Below are 20,968 nucleotides of genomic sequence, written 5' to 3'. Positions count from 1 at the left end.
TGCAGTATAAACTTTTTATTATAGATTTTAAAACAAATCCTTAATTTGTTCCCGCAGCACTTTTATCTACAAGAAATAATAATTCCCCGGAAACAGGTTTAATTAACTGCATAGGATAAAGCGACGGGTTGTATACGCCGGCTGTTACTTCTTTCAAAGCGTGTGCTTTTTTTTCACCAAAAGCTACTACGATTATTTTCTCGGCTTTGTTTATTAATGGGGCTGTAAGTGTAATACGGTACATGCTTTGAGGAGCTAAATAATAAGCGTCAACCCATTTATTTTGTTCTTCTAAAACTGCCTGACCCGGAAAAAGTGACGCAGTATGTCCATCATCACCCATGCCTAATAAAATAAGGTCAAATTTTCCTTCATCGCCTAAAACCTTTTTAATTGACTGTTCGTATTCAGCAGCATAAGTTTCTGGTGTAACACCATCTTTATACATTTCAAAGATGTTTTCTTTTGGAATGGCAACATGGTTCAATAATGTTTCGTAAGACATTTTTGCATTACTCAAATCATCATTAAGAGGTACCCAGCGTTCATCGCCCCAAAAAATAAAAACTTTACTCCAGTCTATTTTAGTTTTGTAAACATCAGAAGCTAATAGTTTGTAAATTCCCGCAGGAGAAGAACCTCCGGTAAGAACCGCTGTAAATTTGCCTTTTTCAGTAATTGCTTTTTGTGCTGATTCTATAAAAAGGTCTGCAGCTTTACTATTAATTTCTTCAGTGTTATTATATATTTTTATCATCTTCTATAAGATCTTCTTTGGTTTGTGTATTTGGAATCCAGGCATGTCCCTGGCGAGCCAATAATTCGTCTGCTTCTTCCGGTCCCCAGCTTCCGGCTTTATAATTAGGGAAATTAGTTGGAGCAACAGTTTTCCATACCTGCTGAATGGTATCAATAGCATCCCAGGCTTCTTCCACCTGATCCCAGCGCATAAATAGGGTAGGATCTCCTAACAAAGCATCTGCAATTAAGGTTTCATAAGCTTCCGGTGACATTGTAGAACACGCAAAATAGTCAAAAACCATTTCTGCAGGTCGCAATGAAAGTGAAAGCCCCGGTTTTTTGGTCATAAACTGCAGTTTAATATCCATTGCTGGCTGAATGTTGATAATCAGTCGGTTTGGTGTCATTCCTTCTTTTCCATAAGAAAATGCAGAATGCGGAACTGGCTTAAACTGGATAATAATAGAAGATTGTTTTTCTTCCATTCTTTTTCCGGATCGGAGGTAAAAAGGAATTCCCTGCCATCTCCAGTTATCCAGATATATTTTCATTGCCACATAAGTTTCGGTATTAGAATCCGGAGCAATTCCTTTGTCCTGACGATATCCCGGAACCGGAGTTCCTTTTATTTCACCCGGACCATACTGGCCTCTTACAATATAATGATCAACTTCTTCCGGTTTAATGCGGCGAATTGATTTTAAAACATCTGCTTTACGATTACGTATGTCATCTGCATTTAATGATGCAGGAGCTTCCATAGCCGTCATACACAAAATTTGAAGCAAATGATTCTGAATCATATCTTTTAAAGCGCCAACACCTTCATAAAATCCGCCTCGTTCTTCAACGCCCACTTCTTCTGCAACGGTGATCTGAACAAAATCAATAAAATTACGGCTCCATAAAGGTTCAAACATTGAATTTCCAAAACGGAAAGCCAAAATATTCTGAACAGTTTCTTTACCTAAATAATGGTCGATTCTGTAAATCTGCTCTTCTTTGAAAGTCTGCGAAAGCATTTCGTTCAATTCGATTGCAGAGGCTTTATCGTAACCAAAAGGTTTTTCAATAATAATACGATCCTGTTTCGGGTTTGCGGCAAGTCCAATCTTTTTGATATTGCTTGAAATCGTCGAAATGAAAGAAGGCGTAATCGAAAGATAAAAAAGACGATTGGCACGTTCTCCAAAAGCCAGATCAAAAGTGTTGATCTTTTCGTTTAATCCGATATAAGATTCTTCCTTATCAATATCAAGACTATGATAAGTAATATGAGAAAGAAATTTTTCTGTTTCAGGGTCAGAAATGCCTTTTCTTCTTGAAAAAGTGTTTAAGTTTTCTAAGACATAACTGCGAAAATCTTCATTGGTTTTTTCTGCTCTTCCAAGAGCAATAATCTGAAACTTTTCAGACATACGTCCGTCAAGATACAGATTTTGAAAAGCGGGAAAGAGTTTTCTCTTTGCCAAATCTCCGGTTCCTCCAAAAATAACAATGATTGTTGGATTTTTTAGTTTATTTTTAGTCATTGTGTGTAGTTGTGTTGCTTTAAGTTCTTATTCAGACCATTGAGTATGGAAAACTCCGGCGGTGTCAATACGCTCGTAAGTATGCGCCCCGAAGAAATCACGCTGCGCCTGAATTAGATTTGTTGGAAGATTTTCAGATCGGTAAGCATCAAAATAAGCTAATGAATTCATTAATCCTGCCACAGGTAATCCTTTTTGGACAGCAAACTGAACTGCAGTCCTTATTCCTTGCTGGTTCGCTGTTAATTTTGAAGCGATTCCTGAATCTAAAAGTAAATTTGGTAAATCTGATTTTGAAACGTATGCTTTTCTGAAATCTTCTAAAATAGAAGCACGAATAATACATCCGCCTCGCCATATTTTGGCAACAGTTTCCAGATTTAATCCGTAATTATATTCTTTAGATGCCGTATAAAGTTGTGCCAGACCCTGGGCATAAGTTACTACAATAGAGAAATACAAAGCTGATTTTAATGCCGCTACGGCTTCGTTTGTATTTATATCAGCGGCGTCAGAATTCCAAACCAGTTTTTTGGCAGCTTCAATTCTTTCCGGCTTTGTTTTAGACATATCACGCATATTGACTGCTGCGTCGATTGTTGGAACCGGAACTTGTAAATCCATTGCATTTTGAGAAGTCCATTTTCCTGTTCCTTTAGATTTTGCCCAATCTGAAATTTTATTGATAAGCAGACTTCCGTCTTCATCTTTTTGTTTCAGGATTTTTCCGGTAATTTCGATCAAGTACGATCTAAGATCATCCGTCTGGTTCCATTCTTCAAAAGTTTTTTGAATTGTTGCATCATCAAGATTATAACCTCTTTTCATCAGATCATAAATCTCAGAAATCAACTGCATGATTCCGTATTCAATTCCATTGTGAACCATTTTTACATAGTTACCTGCAGAACCGTTTCCTAAATATTCTACACAAGGTTCCCCGTCAACTTTTGCTGCAATAGCTTCAAAAATAGGGCGAAGTCTTTCGTATGCTTTCTGATCGCCTCCCGGCATCATTGCAGGGCCAAATCTCGCACCTTTTTCTCCGCCAGAGATTCCCATTCCAAAAAAGTGAATTCCTTTTTCAGATAATTCCAGAAATCTTCGGTCAGTATCGGTGAAGTATGTATTTCCGCCATCAATAATAATATCTCCTTTGTCTAAATGAGGCAATAAACTTGCAATGGCACTGTCAACCGGTTTTCCGGCAGGAACCAATAACATAATTGCTCTTGGCTGTTGAATAAGCTCCACAAAATGTTTAACATCTGTTGTTGCTTCAATTGTATGATCAGAATCGGCTTCTTGTTGAAGAGAGTTGACTTTTTCAGTGTCTAAGTCTAAACCTGCGGCCGCGAAGTTGTGGCTTGCAATATTTAAAAGTAGGTTACGGCCCATTACACCAAGTCCTACAATTCCAAAATCAAATTTGCTCATAGTTTTCAATTAACTAAATTATTAGAAGAATGTTTTTGCAGTAAAAAAGTAAGAGAAATAACGGTAATTATTTCTCATTCAGTATTTTGCAGAAAAACAAAGTTTGTTTTAATCTTACATTTTAAAATGTAGACTGCTAAGTTAGAGAAAAATGATGAAAAAGCAGGGGCAAAATAGTCCACATTTAGGGTTTTTTGTGATAGTTTTTTAAGTGTAAAAAATAAACTTATTTTAGGTTTATGACTCTTGAAAATGAAAATAAAAAGACCACTTATTTTAAACGGATTATTGATGCTTACCTTTTGGTATAATGAACAAAATTAATCGTGTCAGAAATTATATAAGTTAAAACACTTTTTGTTATTTTGCAGATAATAGTAGAGTAATTCCTTTATATGCTAAACAGCTCAAAGTTTATTTTTGCATTAATTGTATTTTTTTCGGGTGTTTTTCTTAAAGTGAATGCTCAGGCTATATTAGACAACGAAATATCTGTTCAGGCGGATAAGAAACCATTAGGCAGTATTTTGGACTTAATGGAAGAAAAAGGAAATTTTAGATTTGCTTATTACGGAAAACTGGCTGTAAAGGACAGCATTGTCAGCATCAATACCGCTAATTCTACTATTAGAGGAACTTTAGACCAGCTGTTGGGTAATCGATACGAATATAAAGAATCGCCAGGTTTTATTATTGTTCGTTATGCTCCTTTAGAACTTGCTTTTGTATTAGAAAAAAACAGCACTAACGATCAGCAGCAAATCGTAAGCGGTTACATTATAGATGTGCAAACCAATAAACGTCTTGAAAACGTCAGTGTAATTGAAAAAAATGCACTGCAGTCGACATTGACGAATAAGGATGGCGTTTTTGAACTTCGGTTAAAAAATATATCCCAAACTATTGAGTTAACTGCTGTTAAAGAAAATTATAAAACGGTGACTACGATGTTTCTTTCTGAGGTTAAAATTCAGAAAGAAAATAGAAAATCAACATCTGATTATATCGACGGGGATTTCTCTGCAATTGAAAAATCAGGAATCGGGCGTTTCTTTATTTCTTCAAAACAAAAAATACAATCGCTTAATATTGGCGGATTTATATCTAAGGTTCCGGTGCAGGCTTCGTTAATTCCGAGTATCAGCACACACGGTATGATGAATGCTCAAATTGTCAATAATTTTTCCTTAAATGTATTAGGCGGTTATAATGCCGGAGTTCGCGGTTTAGAAATAGGCGGACTTTACAATATTAACCGTATGAATGTCGAAGCACTTCAAATGGCCGGAATATTTAATACTGTTGGCGGATCTGTAAATGGAGTTCAGTTAGCCGGAATCTATAACAATGTTTTTGGCAATTTGAACGGATTGCAGATAAGTGGTATTCATAATAGTGTAAAAGGTTCGCAGATTGGTTTGCAAATGACCGGTATTTACAACAATGTGTATAAGGATTCAAAAGGACTTCAGGTAGCCGGGATTCATAATACAGTAAATGGTTCACAAAACGGATTACAGTTTGCAGGTATTTATAATATTGGAAAAGATAAAGTGCAAGGCGCTCAAATTGCCGGACTTTTTAATTATGCCAAAGAATTAGACGGAGTTCAGTTTGGCTTGGTAAATATTACAGATTCGCCGTCTGGTTATAGTTTTGGTTTGTTAAACTTTAAAAAAGGCGGTTATAAAAAAATCAGCATTACGAGCAACGAAATCTCAGATGTAAATCTTTCTGTAAAAACAGGAGATCATAAAATGTATACTATTTTGATGGCCGGAAGAAGCGAACGAAATGACGAAGAAAAGCTGTTTTCTTTTGGAATTGGATTAGGAAAAAACATTCCATTAGGAAAACGTTTTTCTTATAATCCTGAATTTAGCACACAATATCTTTATTTAGGAAATTGGGACCGATACAATTCCTTAAATAAATTTGATTCTTCTTTTTCTTTTCAATTATTCAAAGGTGTGGCATTATCTGCGGGGCCTTCTTTTAATCTATATTGGTCTGAAAAAAGAGATAAAGATGGAAATTTAAATACTTCTACATTTGTTCAGGATCGCACCAAACGCTATAATGTAATTAACAATAATAGTAAAGATATTATTGGATGGATAGGATGGAGTTTTGGATTGACGTTTTTTTAGAAAGTTAAAAAAGCCTGTAAACAAAGAGTTTACAGGCTTTTTTGTGGAGTCGCCGGGAATCGAACCCGGGTCCAAACAAGCAACTAAAGAGCTTTCTACACGCTTATTTCCTGATTAGATTTTCGATGTTAAGCTAGGCCAGAAACAGCCACCGAACACTTATCTTCTTAATTTTCGAAATCCACCCGAAGCTCATGGAGATCTAGGTTTATTTTTACGGTTCCCCTGAACGGAACGCCACAAACCAAGGCTTTCCAGGAGAATCCAGCTTCTCTACCTTGTAGAGACGTGGCGCAATCTTACTATGATTCGGATTATGCAGCTAAAGCGTAATTATTTTCGCCGTGTAAAAGTTTGAGATCTTATATTTACGAGCAAGGTCTCAATGCTCGACGTGCTTACTGTTCAATTCGACTTGCTGTCAAAACCAGTCGACCCCAAAAAATAAGTTTGCAAATTTAGAGTTTTTGAAATTACTATCTGCTAAATTTTTTAAAAAAAAGTCTTAAAGTCCAAAGTCGAAAGTCCAAAGTCAGCATTGGCAAATGGTTTTTAAGACTTTACGACTTTGGGCTTTCGGCTTTACGACTATAATTTTATTCTTCGTCTTTAAAATTAAAAGGGTAATCACCAAAAACAGGAGCTAATTTACGCACAGCATAGGTGTTTCTTGTCATTTTGTTAGACAAAGCAATGATCGTAACGTTCTCTTTCATTAAAGTGATATAAGATGAAGTGTTACCGTGCCACCAGCCGTTATGGAAATAATAGTTTTGTCCGGTTTCCCAATTAATCATCCTGATTCCTAAACCGTAATTTTTAGTTCCTTTACGTTCATTGCTGTAACCGGTATAAACTTGTTTTAGCAATTCAGGTTTTAAAAAGTCTGGTGATTGTCTTGCCCGGTCAAATTTTAAAAGATCGCGTACAGTTGAAAAAACATTTTTATCTCCGTAAACATTGTCAAGATAATCAAAACCAATTTCAACGCCATTTCCTTTATATGAAGGAACAATTTTCTTTCTGTCTTTGTCATCATCAAAAACATATGTATGTGTCATTCCTAAAGGTTTGAAAATCATTTCAGACATTGCATCTTTATATTTCAGACCTGTAATCTTTTCAATAATAAGCGCCAGCATGGCATAATTGGTGTTGCAATAACTAAAACGGGTTCCGGTCTTAGATTCTAAACCAATGTCTTTAGTCGCCAAAAGGTTTAAAATATCCTTATTCGTAAGCTGATTGTGTCTGTCCCAAACCGATTTATCATGATCTGTAAAATAAGCATAATTACGCATTCCCGTACGATGGCTTAAAAGCATTCTAATCGTACATTCTTCATAAGGAAATGTTTTTAAGATCGTATTTACTTTTTGATCTAAATCTATTTTACCGGCATTTACCAGTTTTAAAATCGCAGTAGCAGTTAAAACTTTACTAACAGAAGCAATTTGTACCGGAGTTTCTGCCGTTATATTTGTACCCTCATTTTTATTGGCAAAACCATTATATCTTTCAAAAATAATCTGACCATTTCGGGCTACTAAAAAGCTTCCGTTCATGCTGTTGTTAGGCCAGTTTTTATTATAAAAATGGTTTATTCTGCCAATAACCGAATTTTTGTAAGCCTGAGAAATTTTCTTTTCAGGGCCTAACGGCTTCATTTTGGGCAAAGTATCTTCGACTGCTGGAGTAGTAACCGTTTTTGTTTTATTATCATTTCCACAAGCACTTAAAACTAATAAAGAAAAAAGTATTTGTGGTATCTTTGTTTTTTTAAGGAAAATCATTTGCATCGTTCTTTAAAAACAAATATATCGAATTCAATTTTGTTGTTTTCTCAGTTTTCTGTCATTTGAAATAGAGGTTTTAACATATTCTTAACTATTGTTTTTCTTATTTCTTTGTTTTTCAGCTACTCACGGTTTTTAAACATTCTAAATAGTAATTTTAAAACAAAAATTTAACTAAATTTGTTATATTTGAAACAAATGCGATGTAAAAAGTTATATTATTAAATGCTTTAAATTTATTTAAATGAAATTTGGAATTATAAAAGAAAGAAAAAATCCACCAGACAGAAGAGTTGTTTTTTCTCCAAATGAGCTTGCAAAACTTAAACAGCAATATCATCAAGCTTCAGTAGAAGTTGAAAGTTCTGATATTAGAATTTTTTCGGATTCTGAATATAAAAATATGGGAATCAGCGTTACAGATGATGTTTCGGGTTGTGATGTTTTGTTTGGTGTAAAAGAAGTTCCTGTTGAAAATTTAATTCCAAATAAATCCTATTTCTTTTTTTCGCATACCATAAAAAAACAGCCGCATAACAGAAAATTGCTTCAGGCTATTTTAGAAAAAAACATTGATCTGTACGATCATGAAACCATTGTTGATGCCCTCGACCGTCGATTAATTGGTTTTGGAAAATATGCCGGAATGGTTGGTGTTTATAACGGAATTCGTGCTTTCGGGATTAAATTTGAATTGTTTAAACTGCCCAAAGCCGAAACACTTTCTGGTAAAGAAGCCTTAATTGCACAGCTGAAACGCATTACGATGCCAGCTTTAAAATTTGTGATTACCGGAACCGGAAAGGTGGGGAGCGGTGCAAAAGAAATTTTGGATGCAATTAAAGTAAAAGAAATCACAGTTGATAATTATCTGAACAAAAAATATGCGCAGGCAGTATATGTGCAGTTAGATGTTTTGGAATATAACAAACGAATTGACGGACAAGTTTTGGATTTTAAAGATTTCGTTGAAAATCCTGAAGCATATACTTCAGATTTTGAGAAATTTACCAAGGTTTCAGATATTTATTTTGCGGGTCATTTTTACGCCAGCAATGCTCCGATGATTTTGACAAGAGAAATGCTAAATGCAAGTGATTGTAAATTGAAAGTTGTAGCAGATATTTCCTGTGATGTGAATGGCCCGATTGCCTGCACGCTTCGTTCTTCAACAATTGCAGAGCCTCTGTACGGTTATTTTCCTTTAGAAGACAAAGAAGTCGATATTTTTCATCCTGCTGCCGTGGCGGTTATGGCTGTTGATAATCTTCCATGTGAAATACCGAAAGATGCCAGTGAAGGTTTCGGGGAACAATTTATGGAACATGTAATTCCCGCCTTTTTTAACGGAGATAAAGACGGAATTTTAAAACGTGCCAAAATCACGGAAAATGGTAAGTTAACAGAAAGATTCAGTTATCTGCAGGAATATATAGAGGAAAAATAATTTTGTATCCAAGCATCAGAATTGTTGCTTTAATTAAAAAGGAAAAGTCAAAAGACTTTTCCTTTTTTTTTGGAAACTACTTCATTATCTATTATGTAAGAAAATATAAATTAGCCTATAATAATAGTTTTAATAATTTTTTGTTATTAATGTATTGAAATTCAGTAACTTTGATGTTGAGTATCAGCACGATTTATTTTATTTCGAAAATTACCCCTCCATTATTCCTACAAGCAGATAGTCTAAAGTTTAATTCCATACTTTATCGACAGAGATTTTACCAGCCTATTATTTATTTATCGTTGTGTGCCTGCAAAAAGAACGATAAGTAAAAATCGAAACTGCTTGTTCCAGTCATTTATAACCCTTATTTGTTATTTTAAAAATTTATGAAGGCAGTAGATTATTGAGTATAGCTAGAGATTTGCGCCTTTTATTATCTGGTAAAAAGTATTGATTATACTTTTTCTCTTTTCTGAAATCCGTTAACTAACAAATTTATTTATGAAATCAAAAACTACATTGATTTTATTGTTACTAATACACATCATAGGTATAAAATTGGCAGCACAAGTACAAATTAATGCTCCCTCTTCTTATCAACCTATAAGTATTGAGCAAGGCGGAGCTTCAGGTGCTTATAAGGTAGATATTGTTAACAATAACACAGGGGCGCTTAATAATGCGACTTTTTCATTGGCACTTCCGGCAGGTATGGAATATGTGGCTGGAAGCATAACGGGTGCAAGCCAATTGAGTATTGCTAATCTGCAGAACCCAACTTTTACATTAAATAGTATCCCTGTTGGTAATACATTACAAATTACTTTTAATTTACGTATTAATTGCGGATACTCAGCATCGACTATTAATTATAGTGTGATATCAGGAGGATCAACAATAGCGACAGGTTCCAGCGCTGTTGCCGGCAATACGCCTTCGCCAGCTTTTTTATTTACTACTGTGCCCAGTCCCCAGGTACTTTCAACTCCACTTAAAACAGATGCTTTAAGAACAATAAAATTTAAAAATACGGGTGTTATTCCAGTTACTACGGTTTATATAGAAAGTACAGTGACAACAGCTTCTCAATCTGCCTATTATAAAGTTGCAGGTGCAAATCATGGAACTGTATCGACGAAAACAAATGGTTTCCGTTTGACACTTACCGGAACAGAATTACAAAGTGCCGTAACAACTGCGGTAGGAGCAGCGAATACCAGTTTTGATCCCGGTGAAGAAATTACGATAATCCTTACTGAACAAATGTTAAGCTGTTCAACGGGAAATTCCATTGCTTTGAATATAAAAGCTGGTTCAGGAGACAGCAAAGGTAGTTTGTGTTTTTCTGATAGTTCTACAGCAGCTATTTCTACTGCGGTTGGTAATCCTGCTATGTCTGTAACGCGTCTTACAGGAACAACTTATCCTGATTTTTGTACTAATGGAAAAGTGTCTTATACAATTGCAAATACAGGTTCCGGGACAGCATCGGCGCTTTACAATTTGAAGTTTCCGTGGAGTATGAATTTTTCTAATGCAAGCCTTGCACCTATTATAGAACCGGAAGCAATTGCTATAAAGAAAATTCTACTTAATGGAAATGATGTTACTAGTTTGGTACTGACACGTAACGGGACGGGAAGCAGTGCTTTAATTCCAGGTCTTCCAAATTGCTGGGTAATAAATTTAGCAGGACTTACAAGTGCTAACGGAACATTATTGCAAAATTTAGACGGTGATGGTAAGTATGATGATTTACCGGCGGGACAAAGTTTTCAATTAGATTTTGAATATGGTTTTAATACTTCGGCATATCTGACCTGTTCGTTGAATAGTCTGCCTTTACCTAATACAGGCAGTAATTATTTTTGCCTGGGAAGCAGTTATATAGATCAATGTGGTGTAAGAACAAATAGAACGAACTACCCTTATGGTCTTCTTACTGATTATACTAAACCTACTTTTCAGGTAGGTGCTCAACAATACAATACTTTCACTGCTAGTCTGGACAAAGCAGCCTTGTATCCGGGAGATAAAATTATATTATCGACAACCTTTAGCGCAGGATTGGCCAGAGCATTTGTGCAGCCCGGAAAGACATTAAAAACTTTTACTATTATATTGCCGGATGGTTTGGATTATGATGCTTCTCAGCCTATACGATATATGTATACTGCAGCAGGTGCTGTTATCCCAGCTTCTGCTATAACTTATAATGCAGCAACTAAAACACTGGTAATAAGTCCTTCAGTTAATTTGGCCGGCATTACCGCAAGTGATGATTTACTTCAAATTCCATTAGTGGTAAGTGGTACAGGAACAGTAACAAATAAAACTATTCAATACAGCTCAACTTTTGCTTTTCCTGGTTGTGGGATTACGATGCCTTATGGATGCAGCAGCCAGAGTCTAAATTATGCTGTCATTAATGGCGGCTGTGCTACAGTTGGCACTACCTATTTTGATATGACGCGTGCTACTTTTGGTTATGTGCCTGCCCCAAGTAATACAAACGTATGGTATATGCCAACAGCGTATGTTGATGAAAACACGCCGGGCATTAACTTACATGGCGCTGTTTCTAAAGATAAAGTAAAAACTGTTTTTAAAGGTGTAGTCAATTCTACTGCCTTTACAGAATTATGGGCAAGGGTAAAGTACACTTCTAACGCAGCAACAAACAGTTCGAATTTTGATAAAATTAGTACTAATGCTTCAGATTTAGCAGGTACTATCACCATTACAAAAGCTTCAGACGGCAGTACAGTAAGTGGTAATATTACAGTTGCAGATATAGTATTTAGTACTGATGCAGTAAATAATTTACAATTACAACAGGTTAATTTAGGTGCTAAAATAGGATCAGGAAAGCAAATTAATTATGTATTGCAAGTAGGAGACCAAATTACAATAAATTGGTTTACTAAAGTATCTCGTGATAATTTGAGTTATACTTACAGTCAATTAGCAAATTTAGAAGGTGATTTATATACAAAGGATGTTAATGGAGTATCATCTGACTGTCAGGCTATTCCTGTTGGGTTTTCTATCCAGAGGTTATATCTTGCACTTAATAATAATTCAAGTTTACAGGCAATTGTAGGACAAAATAGCTATAGAATTGGAGCCAGCGTTATTAACGGGCAAAATAGTATTGATGTTACGGGAGACCATTTTCTTAATGAGGTTCGAACGTATGGAGTGATAAGAAATGTAAAGGCGACTTTGCCAGGAATTTGGATATTAGATACATCTGCAGGTAAAGAACCCTATTATACTTCCAGTTTGGTTGTTGGTAACAGCGGACTATATAAATTTGATCCTTCGTTATTATCTGTCACTTACGTAGGAGGTAATACTGTAGTTACGTTTAGCAATGCAGCTCTGGGAAGTAATGGTATGCCGTTGTCTACGTCAAATTTACCTGTGGTATCCGATTGGATAGGGGTGAATGGGAGCACTACCCTTGCATTCTATATGCTTCCCGTTTGTGCTATTGCAGGTCCTATTATTGCAAATGTGAATCAGGTTTTTGATTTGTATACCACTGAATCAAATGGAAGCAATACAGAAAATACATCATCCACTTTCAATTATGGAAGTAATAACACCGTCTACTATAATTATACAGCTAATTCAGCCCCAACTTTACAAAATGTAGACGGAGTAGGAAGCACTGTAAATTGGCAGGTTAAGGTAACCAATACTTCTGATACAGCCGCTATTACAGCAGCAGGAGGTTCAGCAGCTCTGCCAAATAACTGGATGAGTTTTGTTTCTCCAAATAATAATATTACGGTAACCAAATTAACGAATGTAGCCACAGGTACAGTATATCCTGCAATAAGTTACGGTACTGGTAAATATTGGGTAAAACTTGGAGATATTGCTGCTTCTGCTACTTTTGATGTGGAGGCACATTATACAGCTTGTACTAATGATAAACTCCAGTATACTTATAATTTTGGTGCGACTGGTTATCCCATCGATCCTGATCAGGGATTTAATTCCTCGATTCCAACCTGTACTTCTACCCAAAGTAAAGCAGATCTTAATTTATTTCCTAAAGATGTAAATTTAAGTATGACGGTAACTTCACCTGCCAATCCGGTACAATTTTGTACTAATGAAACATCTGGAGAAAATAAGATAGATTATACTCTAAGTGTTTCTAATACTGCAGTAGGTAATGCTGAAAATCTTATACTCGAAGCTGTTTTTCCTGACGGATATAGTGCAAGAGCAGGCACAAGTACATTAACATATAATGGAATAACTAAAACTTTAAAAGAGCCTGTTTACAATAGCAGCAGAGGTACATGGGAGTGGAATATTTCTGCAGATCCTAATGGTATATCATTTTTACCCTGGTCTGGTGCGGGTGTAAATAGTTTTGTCTTTACATATCGAGGAGAAACCAGTTGTGGTTTTGCATCCGGATCAGCGGTAAGTTATAATATCAGATCGACGAGCGGCTGCGGAAAAGTTGTAGAATATGCTGCTAAAGGAAATGCAATGCAATTAAGTATGAAACCAGCTTTATTAAATGCATATTATTTAGCACCAGGTGTAGTTGATTTAAAAAATGACGGTAGTGGCGCTCTTTATCAAATTGAGGTGACAAATCAGGGCGTACAGCCATTAAGTCCTGGTGAATCTATATTTGTTACTATGCCAAAATCACTGGATTATGTTACAGGTTCGGTTATTCATATTTCCGGAGCATCAAATGTAGGCGAACCGATAAATAATGTTGTAGTGGGTAATAATCGTATACTTAATTTCCCTTTACCAACAGGAGTAATTGATCCTTCTAATTTACAACAAAATGAAACCGCAAAATTTAGTATTCAGCTAAAAATTATTGATGCTAAAACATTAAACTGCGGACTAACAACAGATGCCATTAAACTTGACGCGATTTATTCGGTACCAGGAGTAACCTGTGGTGTATCACCATGTGATGTTACAGTAATCACAGGCAGCGCAAAATCAAATATAAATGTTACTAAAACGACATTTACGATTACCCCAACAAGTGGTATCGCCGCATATGCATCAACAACAACAAACAATGCCATAATAAAATATACTATTAACAATACGGGAACTATTGCAAACAATACGCCCATAATTATTGATTTCTTTAATGATTTAAATGGTGATGGATTATATACTGCAGCGAAACCTATTTTATACTCACAGACTATAAATGATGCGACAATGAATATTGCCGCAGGAGCGAGCAGTGCAGAACAGACAACGGCATCATTCTCAATACCTGAATCATCTATTTGCAACATTGCCGCCGCTATTAGGGTAGCAAATAATCCTCAATTATGTGTAGATACTGTAGTAAACGTACCAATAAAATATGAGTCTCAAACTACTGCTTTTACTGTATGTGCGGTCTTCCGGTAACTATAGGGAATCCTTCAAATGGTGCAGTAGTAAGCTGGTCTCCTGCTGATTACTTAAGTGATGTTACTGCTTCGAATCCAATATTTAAGTATGATGGAACTCCTTTGTCTGTTCCGGTAGATTTTACATATACAGCTACAATCACACACCCTGGCGGCTGCACCAATACATTTACAAACACAGTAACAGTCGACCCACTGCCACTTGCAGTTATTAATTATCCAAATTCAGCCTATTGTAACAGAGGAACAGCGGCGGTAACACAGACCGGAATAATTGGTGGTACTTATACAGGAGATTCAGGTTTAGTTATTAATTCAACAACAGGTCTAATTGCTTTAGAGGCATCTACAACAGGAAATCATGATGTAACGTATACTTTTACAGATGGAAATTGTGAAAATATAGCCAAAACTATTATCACAATTAATGAGACAACTTTACCGGATGCCTTAAGTAATTTCACAGCACAATGTACTGCAACAGTGGCGGCGCCAACCCTAACAGATCCTTGTGCCGGACTTATAACAGCAACACCAAATGTTACCTTTCCAATAACTTCGCAAGGAACAACGACCATTACCTGGACATTTGACTATGGAGCAGGTTTTACAAGAACAGTGACTCAGGATGTAATTATACAAGATACTACTCCTCCGGTTGTACCTGTATTGGCAGACATATCGGTAGAATGTGAATTAGCCTCACCGACTGCCCCAACAACAATAGACAATTGCGCAGGGACAGTTATAGGAACAACCAATACGATTTTCCCAATTACAAGTCAGGGAACGACAATAATAACATGGACGTTCTCAGATGGAAATGGAAATATTTCAACTGCAAATCAAAATGTAATTATTCATGATGTTACAGCTCCGGATATACCAACATTAGTTGATATAATAAGTAAATGTCCTATTTCTCCAACACCTCCAACTGCATTTGATAATTGCGCAGGATCAGTTATCGGTACCACAACAACGATATTTCCAATTACAGCTAAAGGTTCAACAGACATAACCTGGACTTTTAATGATGGTAACGGAAATACCTCGACTGCAGTCCAAAAAGTAACAATTTTAGATATTACTGCAACTATTGATGGAGCTACAGCAGTTTGTGAGGATGCGGCAATGCCAAGTGTAACTTTTACAGGAGCTGGGGGGACAGCGCCATATACTTTCATTTATACAATAAATGGAGGTCCTGAACAAACTGTAACAACAACTGTTGGAAATTCAGTCAGCATACCAGTTCCAACCGATTCAGCAGGAACTTTTGCTTATGCACTTGTAAGTGTAAGAGACACCGATGCAGCTTGTGAGAATGTGCAGGCAGATACTGTAGTAATTACAGTTAATCCAAAACCAACAATAATTACAGTTAATCCAGCAGCCGTTTGTGTAGGGACGACTGTTGATCTTACAGCAGAAGAAGTAACTATAGGAAGTACAACTGGTTTAAGCTTTACTTATTATAGTGATGCAGCAGGTGTAAATGTTTTAACAAACCCGAATTCAGTAACTGAAAGTGGGACGTATTACATAAAAGGTACAACCGCTGCAGGATGTTCAGATATCAAACCCGTGACAGTTACTGTTAATCCGTTACCAGTAGCAGCTATATCCTACATCAATTCAAGTTATTGTAATAGAGGAACTGCTGGGGTAACGCAAACCGGATTAACTGGTGGTATATATTCAGGAGATACAGGTTTAGTTGTAAATGCTGCAACAGGAACAATTGATCTGGCTGCTTCAACAGTTGGAAACCATGAAGTCACTTATTTATTTAACGATGGTAATTGTGAAAATACAACAAAAGCCATTATTGAAATACAACAAACAACATTTCCAGTACCTTTAAACACGGTAAATGCAGAGTGCAGCGTATCACTTGTAGCACCTACTATATCAGATGCTTGTGCAGGAACTATTACCGCAACAACATCTTCTTCTTTTCCAATCACTACACAAGGAAGTACAATAGTCACCTGGATATTTGATTATGGAGGAGGTTTCACAAGAACAGTTGATCAAAACGTAATTATTACCGATATCACAGCACCTGCCGCACCGGTCCTGGCAGATGTCACGGCAGAATGCGAGGCAGCTTCTTTAACCGCACCTACGGCTGTGGATAACTGCGCGGGAACCGTAACTGGAACCACGACGACAGTTTTCCCAATCACAGCGCAGGGAACTACTGTTGTAACGTGGACTTTTGATGACGGAAACGGAAATACATCAAAATCAATTCAAAATGTAATTATCACTGATGCAACACCACCAGCAGTTCCGGTATTAGCAGATGTTATTGGACAATGTGAAGCAACGACGACTGCACCAACTACGACTGATAACTGCGCTGGAACCGTAACAGGAACCACAACGGCAGTATTTCCTATAACAGCGCAGGGCACTACAGTAGTAACTTGGACTTTTGACGACGGAAACGGCAATATAAGCACAGCAGATCAGAATGTGATTATTAGGGACGTTACAGCACCTGCTGCACCAGTTTTAGCTGATATTACAGGTCAGTGTAGTGTAACTCCGGTAACTCCAACAACAACTGATAATTGCGCGGGAACCGTAACAGGGACCACAACGACAGTTTTTCCAATCACAGCCCAGGGAACCACTGTTGTTACGTGGACTTTTAATGACGGAAACGGCAATACAAGCACAGCAGACCAGAATGTAATTATTACCGATGTYACAGCACCYRCYGCRCCRGTYKTAGCAGATGTCACGGCAGAATGCGAGATAGTTTCTTTAACCGCGCCGACGACTGTGGATAACTGCACGGGAACCGTAACGGGAACAACAACGACAGTTTTCCCAATCACAGCGCAGGGAACCACTGTTGTAACATGGACTTTTGATGATGGCAACGGAAATATAGCAACAGCAAATCAGAACATAATTATCACTGATACAACTCCTCCGGTAGTCCCAGTATTGGCAGATGTCACGGCAGAATGCGAGGTCGTTTCTTTAACCGCGCCGACGGCTGTGGATAACTGTGCGGGAACTGTAACAGGGACCACAGCGACAGTTTTCCCAATCACAGCGCAGGGAACCACTGTTGTTACGTGGACTTTTAATGACGGAAACGGTAATACAAGCACGGCAGACCAGAATGTAATTATTAGGGACGTTACAGCACCTGCTGCACCAGTTTTAGCTGATATTACAGGTCAGTGTAGCGTAACTCCGGTAACTCCAACAACAACTGATAATTGTGCGGGAACTGTAACAGGGACCACAGCGGCAGTTTTCCCAATCACAGCGCAGGGAACCACTGTTGTAACGTGGACTTTTAATGATGGAAACGGCAATACTAGCGCGGCAGACCAGAATGTAATTATCACTGATACAACTCCTCCGGTAGTCCCAGTATTGGCAGATGTCACGGCAGAATGTGAGGTGGCTTCTTTAACGGTACCAACAGCTGTGGACAACTGCGCGGGAACTGTAACAGGGACCACAACGGCAGTTTTTCCAATCACAGCGCAGGGAACCACTGTTGTTACATGGACTTTTAACGATGGAAACGGCAATACAAGCACGGCAGACCAGAATGTGATTATTAGGGACGTTACAGCACCTGCTGCACCGGTCCTGGCAGATGTCACGGTAGAATGCGAGATAGCTTCTTTAACCGCACCGACGGCTGTGGATAACTGCGCGGGAACCGTAACAGGAACAACGACCGCAGTTTTCCCAATCACAGCGCAGGGAACCACTGTTGTTAAGTGGACTTTTAACGATGGAAACGGCAATACAAGCACRGCAGACCAGAATGTAATTATTACCGATTTCACGGCACCGGCCGCACCGGTCTTAGCTGATGTCACGGCAGAATGCGAGATAGCTTCATTAACCGCGCCGACGGCTGTGGACAACTGCGCGGGAACCGTAACAGGGACCACAACGACAGTTTTTCCAATCACAGCGCAGGGAACCACTGTTGTTACGTGGACTTTTGATGACGGAAACGGCAACACAAGCACGGCAGACCAGAATGTAATTATTACTGATACAACTCCTCCGGCAGTCCCAGTATTGGCAGATGTCACGGCAGAATGCGAGATAGCTTCTTTAACCGCACCGACGGCTGTGGATAACTGCGCGGGAACCGTAACAGGAACAACGACCGCAGTTTTTCCAATCACAGCGCAGGGAACCACTATTGTAACGTGGACTTTTAACGATGGAAACGGCAATAAAAACACGGCAGACCAGAATGTAATTATTACCGATGTTACAGCACCTGCTGCACCAGTTTTAGCAGATGTCAGGGCAGAATGCGAGGTCGCTTCTTTGACCGCGCCAACGGCTGTGGATAACTGTGCTGGAACCGTAACAGGGACCACGACCGCAGTTTTCCCAATTACTGATGAAGGTACCACAGTAGTAACCTGGACTTTTAATGATGGAAATGGAAATGTATCAACGGCAGATCAAAATATCATTATTGAGCACGTTGCACTAAACGGTTCGCCTTCAACTCAGTGTGCTTTAGACGGTAATGGTTATGTGTTGACATTAAATGTAACAGGTCAGCCGCCTTATACTGTAACAGGTACTGGAACTCCTGGAACATGGTCTGGTAATTCATGGACCTCTGATAAAATTTTAGCAGGAGTAAATTACGATGTAAAAATTCAGGATGCTTATGCATGCAACATTGTAACAGTGGCAGATGTAGCGCCTGTCTGCTGTGTATATGAAGTAAAAGTACCAACATTCCCGGCAGCAAATATAGCGTGTTACAGCGAATTACCGACAGCGCAGACTTTAACAGAAGCAGAATACGAAGCTTTAGGAAACGGAGATGGAAATATTGGAGATACTCCTTGTGGCGTAATTGAAATTACAGCTTCAAATGGACCTGACCCGGGATGTAATGGAAACGTACTAAGAACTTACACAGTAAAGGAATACGAAGATCCGAACAATAATAAGGTAAGAGATACTGGAGAAGATACAGTTATGAACACTACTTCCGTTACGCAGACATTTACAATAGAAAGAGCTGATTTTGTCATGCCGGAAGACGGTGCATCAACAGTTGATTGTATTTCTGCTGTTACGGCACCTGTAGTCCCTGAAGTAAAAGACAACTGTGGAAATATATTAACAGCTTTGGCACCGGTTATTTCGCCAATGCCAGTTTGTAATGGAATAGTTACTTACACCTACAGCTTTAAGGATTGTGCAGAGCATACTCATAACTGGGTATATACGTATACAATTAACAATACAAAAGGACCTCAGGGCACGGCTCCGGCTGACATGTTTGTGCAGTGTATTGCTGATATTCCTGTAGCAAACAGTAATGCAGTAACCAATGTAACAGGTAATTGCAACAATAATGTTACCATAACGATAACAGATGCAAACAACGGAGGCTCAGGATGTGCTGCTAGTCCATACATTTTGACAAGAACCTATACATTAACAGATTGTAGTGGTTTAACATCACAATTGGTTCAGACTATTATAGCGTCTGATACTACAGCACCTGTTTTTGCAGAGGCACTACCAGCCAATATAGCGGTTGAATGTTCTGATTCAGTTCCGACAGCAGCAGTCCTTACAGCATCGGATAATTGTTCGACAGCCAAAGTGACTTATAATGAAGTGAGAGTAAACGGAACCTGCTCAGGAAACTATAAGCTTTACAGAACATGGATAGCTTCTGATGCATGCGGTAATCAGACTTCACACACACAAACAGTTATTGTAACTGATACAACGGCACCTGTTTTTGTTGAACCTTTACCTCAGGCAGTAGTAAACGCAGACTGTAATACAATTCCGGAACCAGCTGTTCTGACTGCGACCGACTTATGCGGAACAGCAGTAGTAAATTATTACGAAACCAAAACCGATGGTGACTGCACTGCGAAATATACACTTGACAGAACGTGGACTGCAATTGATGAATGTGGTAATCAAACTACTTTCACCCAAAGAATTAATGTTTTATGTATTCCAAACATCTATAATGGTTTATCTCCGAACGGAGACGGTAGAAACGATACATTTATAATTCAAGGCATCGATTGTTTTCCAAATAATGTGGTTAGGATTTATAACAGATATGGTGTAATAGTGTATGAGAAAAAAGGTTATGATAATGTAACAGATCCTTTTGAAGGTTTCTCAGATGGACGTGCAACAATCATAAGAGGAGATAAGCTTCCTACAGGAACGTATTTCTATACACTTGAATTTGATAACGATGAAAGAAGAGTTGAAAAAACGGGTTATCTGTATATTAGTAACTAATAATTGTTAAATATCCAAGATTTAAGCAGTGATAAAATAGAACAATGAAAAAGCTTTTGTAAGATGCTGTCAGATAACATCCTGCAAAGCTTTATGACTCATAAAAAAGTAAAATTAAAAGAGGGACTAAAATCCC

8 protein-coding genes and 1 other RNA gene are annotated in these 20,968 nt (G+C 37.8%); 4 read left to right on the top strand and 5 right to left on the bottom strand.

The window, feature by feature from the left end; genetic code table 11:
• Positions 1-40: 40 nt before the first annotated feature.
• From pgl to gndA, 3 genes are read right to left on the bottom strand one after another with little or no spacing between them, the layout of a single operon-like run.
• Entirely contained in the window at positions 41-757 is a 717-nt protein-coding gene (gene pgl / locus ASE21_RS02150; protein WP_057120909.1) for a 6-phosphogluconolactonase, read from the bottom strand.
• On the bottom strand, positions 741-2,273 hold the full coding sequence (gene zwf / locus ASE21_RS02145) for a glucose-6-phosphate dehydrogenase (RefSeq protein WP_057120908.1): 1,533 nt from the start codon (positions 2,271-2,273) through the stop codon (positions 741-743). The genes pgl and zwf overlap by 17 nt, the downstream gene beginning before the upstream one ends.
• 27 nt (positions 2,274-2,300) lie before the next feature.
• Positions 2,301-3,710 carry an NADP-dependent phosphogluconate dehydrogenase gene (gene gndA, locus ASE21_RS02140; protein ID WP_057120907.1) on the bottom strand — a complete coding sequence of 470 codons (1,410 nt, stop codon included), beginning with the start codon at positions 3,708-3,710 and terminating at the stop codon, positions 2,301-2,303.
• 395 nt (positions 3,711-4,105) lie between these two features.
• On the opposite strand from gndA, the gene ASE21_RS02135 reads away from it, so the two are divergent.
• Positions 4,106-5,860 carry a hypothetical protein gene (locus tag ASE21_RS02135; protein ID WP_057120906.1) on the top strand — a complete coding sequence of 585 codons (1,755 nt, stop codon included), beginning with the start codon at positions 4,106-4,108 and terminating at the stop codon, positions 5,858-5,860.
• A 41-nt stretch (positions 5,861-5,901) separates the two neighbouring features.
• Here ASE21_RS02135 and ssrA read toward each other — a convergent pair.
• Positions 5,902-6,299: a transfer-messenger RNA gene (gene ssrA / locus ASE21_RS21530) on the bottom strand.
• Between the two features lie 157 nt (positions 6,300-6,456).
• Entirely contained in the window at positions 6,457-7,659 is a 1,203-nt protein-coding gene (locus ASE21_RS02130; protein WP_057120905.1) for a serine hydrolase domain-containing protein, read from the bottom strand.
• A 241-nt stretch (positions 7,660-7,900) separates the two neighbouring features.
• Between ASE21_RS02130 and ASE21_RS02125 the strand changes: the two genes are divergently transcribed.
• The 3 genes from ASE21_RS02125 to ASE21_RS02115 all read left to right on the top strand — a co-directional run bounded on the left by ASE21_RS02125 (position 7,901) and on the right by ASE21_RS02115 (position 20,832).
• On the top strand, positions 7,901-9,103 hold the full coding sequence (locus ASE21_RS02125) for an NAD(P)-dependent oxidoreductase (RefSeq protein ID WP_057120904.1): 1,203 nt from the start codon (positions 7,901-7,903) through the stop codon (positions 9,101-9,103).
• Between the two features lie 504 nt (positions 9,104-9,607).
• On the top strand, positions 9,608-14,527 hold the full coding sequence (locus tag ASE21_RS02120) for a hypothetical protein (protein ID WP_057120903.1): 4,920 nt from the start codon (positions 9,608-9,610) through the stop codon (positions 14,525-14,527).
• Positions 14,509-20,832, top strand: coding sequence for a gliding motility-associated C-terminal domain-containing protein (locus ASE21_RS02115; RefSeq protein ID WP_057120902.1), 6,324 nt, complete (start codon positions 14,509-14,511; stop codon positions 20,830-20,832). The genes ASE21_RS02120 and ASE21_RS02115 overlap by 19 nt, the downstream gene beginning before the upstream one ends.
• Positions 20,833-20,968 lie beyond the last annotated feature (136 nt).

The sequence above is a fragment of the Flavobacterium sp. Root901 genome (assembly GCF_001429765.1).
In the GTDB taxonomy this organism is placed as follows: Bacteria; Bacteroidota; Bacteroidia; order Flavobacteriales; family Flavobacteriaceae; genus Flavobacterium.
Note: the sequence above shows the minus strand (reverse complement) of the source record. Positions and strands in the feature narration are given on the sequence as shown.

Excerpts from the sequence above, each read along its gene's own strand:
- pgl (WP_057120909.1), bottom strand. The coding sequence starts at position 757 with ATGATAAAAATATATAATAACACTGAAGAAATTAATAGTAAAGCTGCA.
- zwf (WP_057120908.1), bottom strand. The coding sequence starts at position 2,273 with ATGACTAAAAATAAACTAAAAAATCCAACAATCATTGTTATTTTTGGA.
- gndA (WP_057120907.1), bottom strand. The coding sequence starts at position 3,710 with ATGAGCAAATTTGATTTTGGAATTGTAGGACTTGGTGTAATGGGCCGT.
- ASE21_RS02135 (WP_057120906.1), top strand. The coding sequence starts at position 4,106 with ATGCTAAACAGCTCAAAGTTTATTTTTGCATTAATTGTATTTTTTTCG.
- ASE21_RS02130 (WP_057120905.1), bottom strand. The coding sequence starts at position 7,659 with ATGCAAATGATTTTCCTTAAAAAAACAAAGATACCACAAATACTTTTT.
- ASE21_RS02125 (WP_057120904.1), top strand. The coding sequence starts at position 7,901 with ATGAAATTTGGAATTATAAAAGAAAGAAAAAATCCACCAGACAGAAGA.
- ASE21_RS02120 (WP_057120903.1), top strand. The coding sequence starts at position 9,608 with ATGAAATCAAAAACTACATTGATTTTATTGTTACTAATACACATCATA.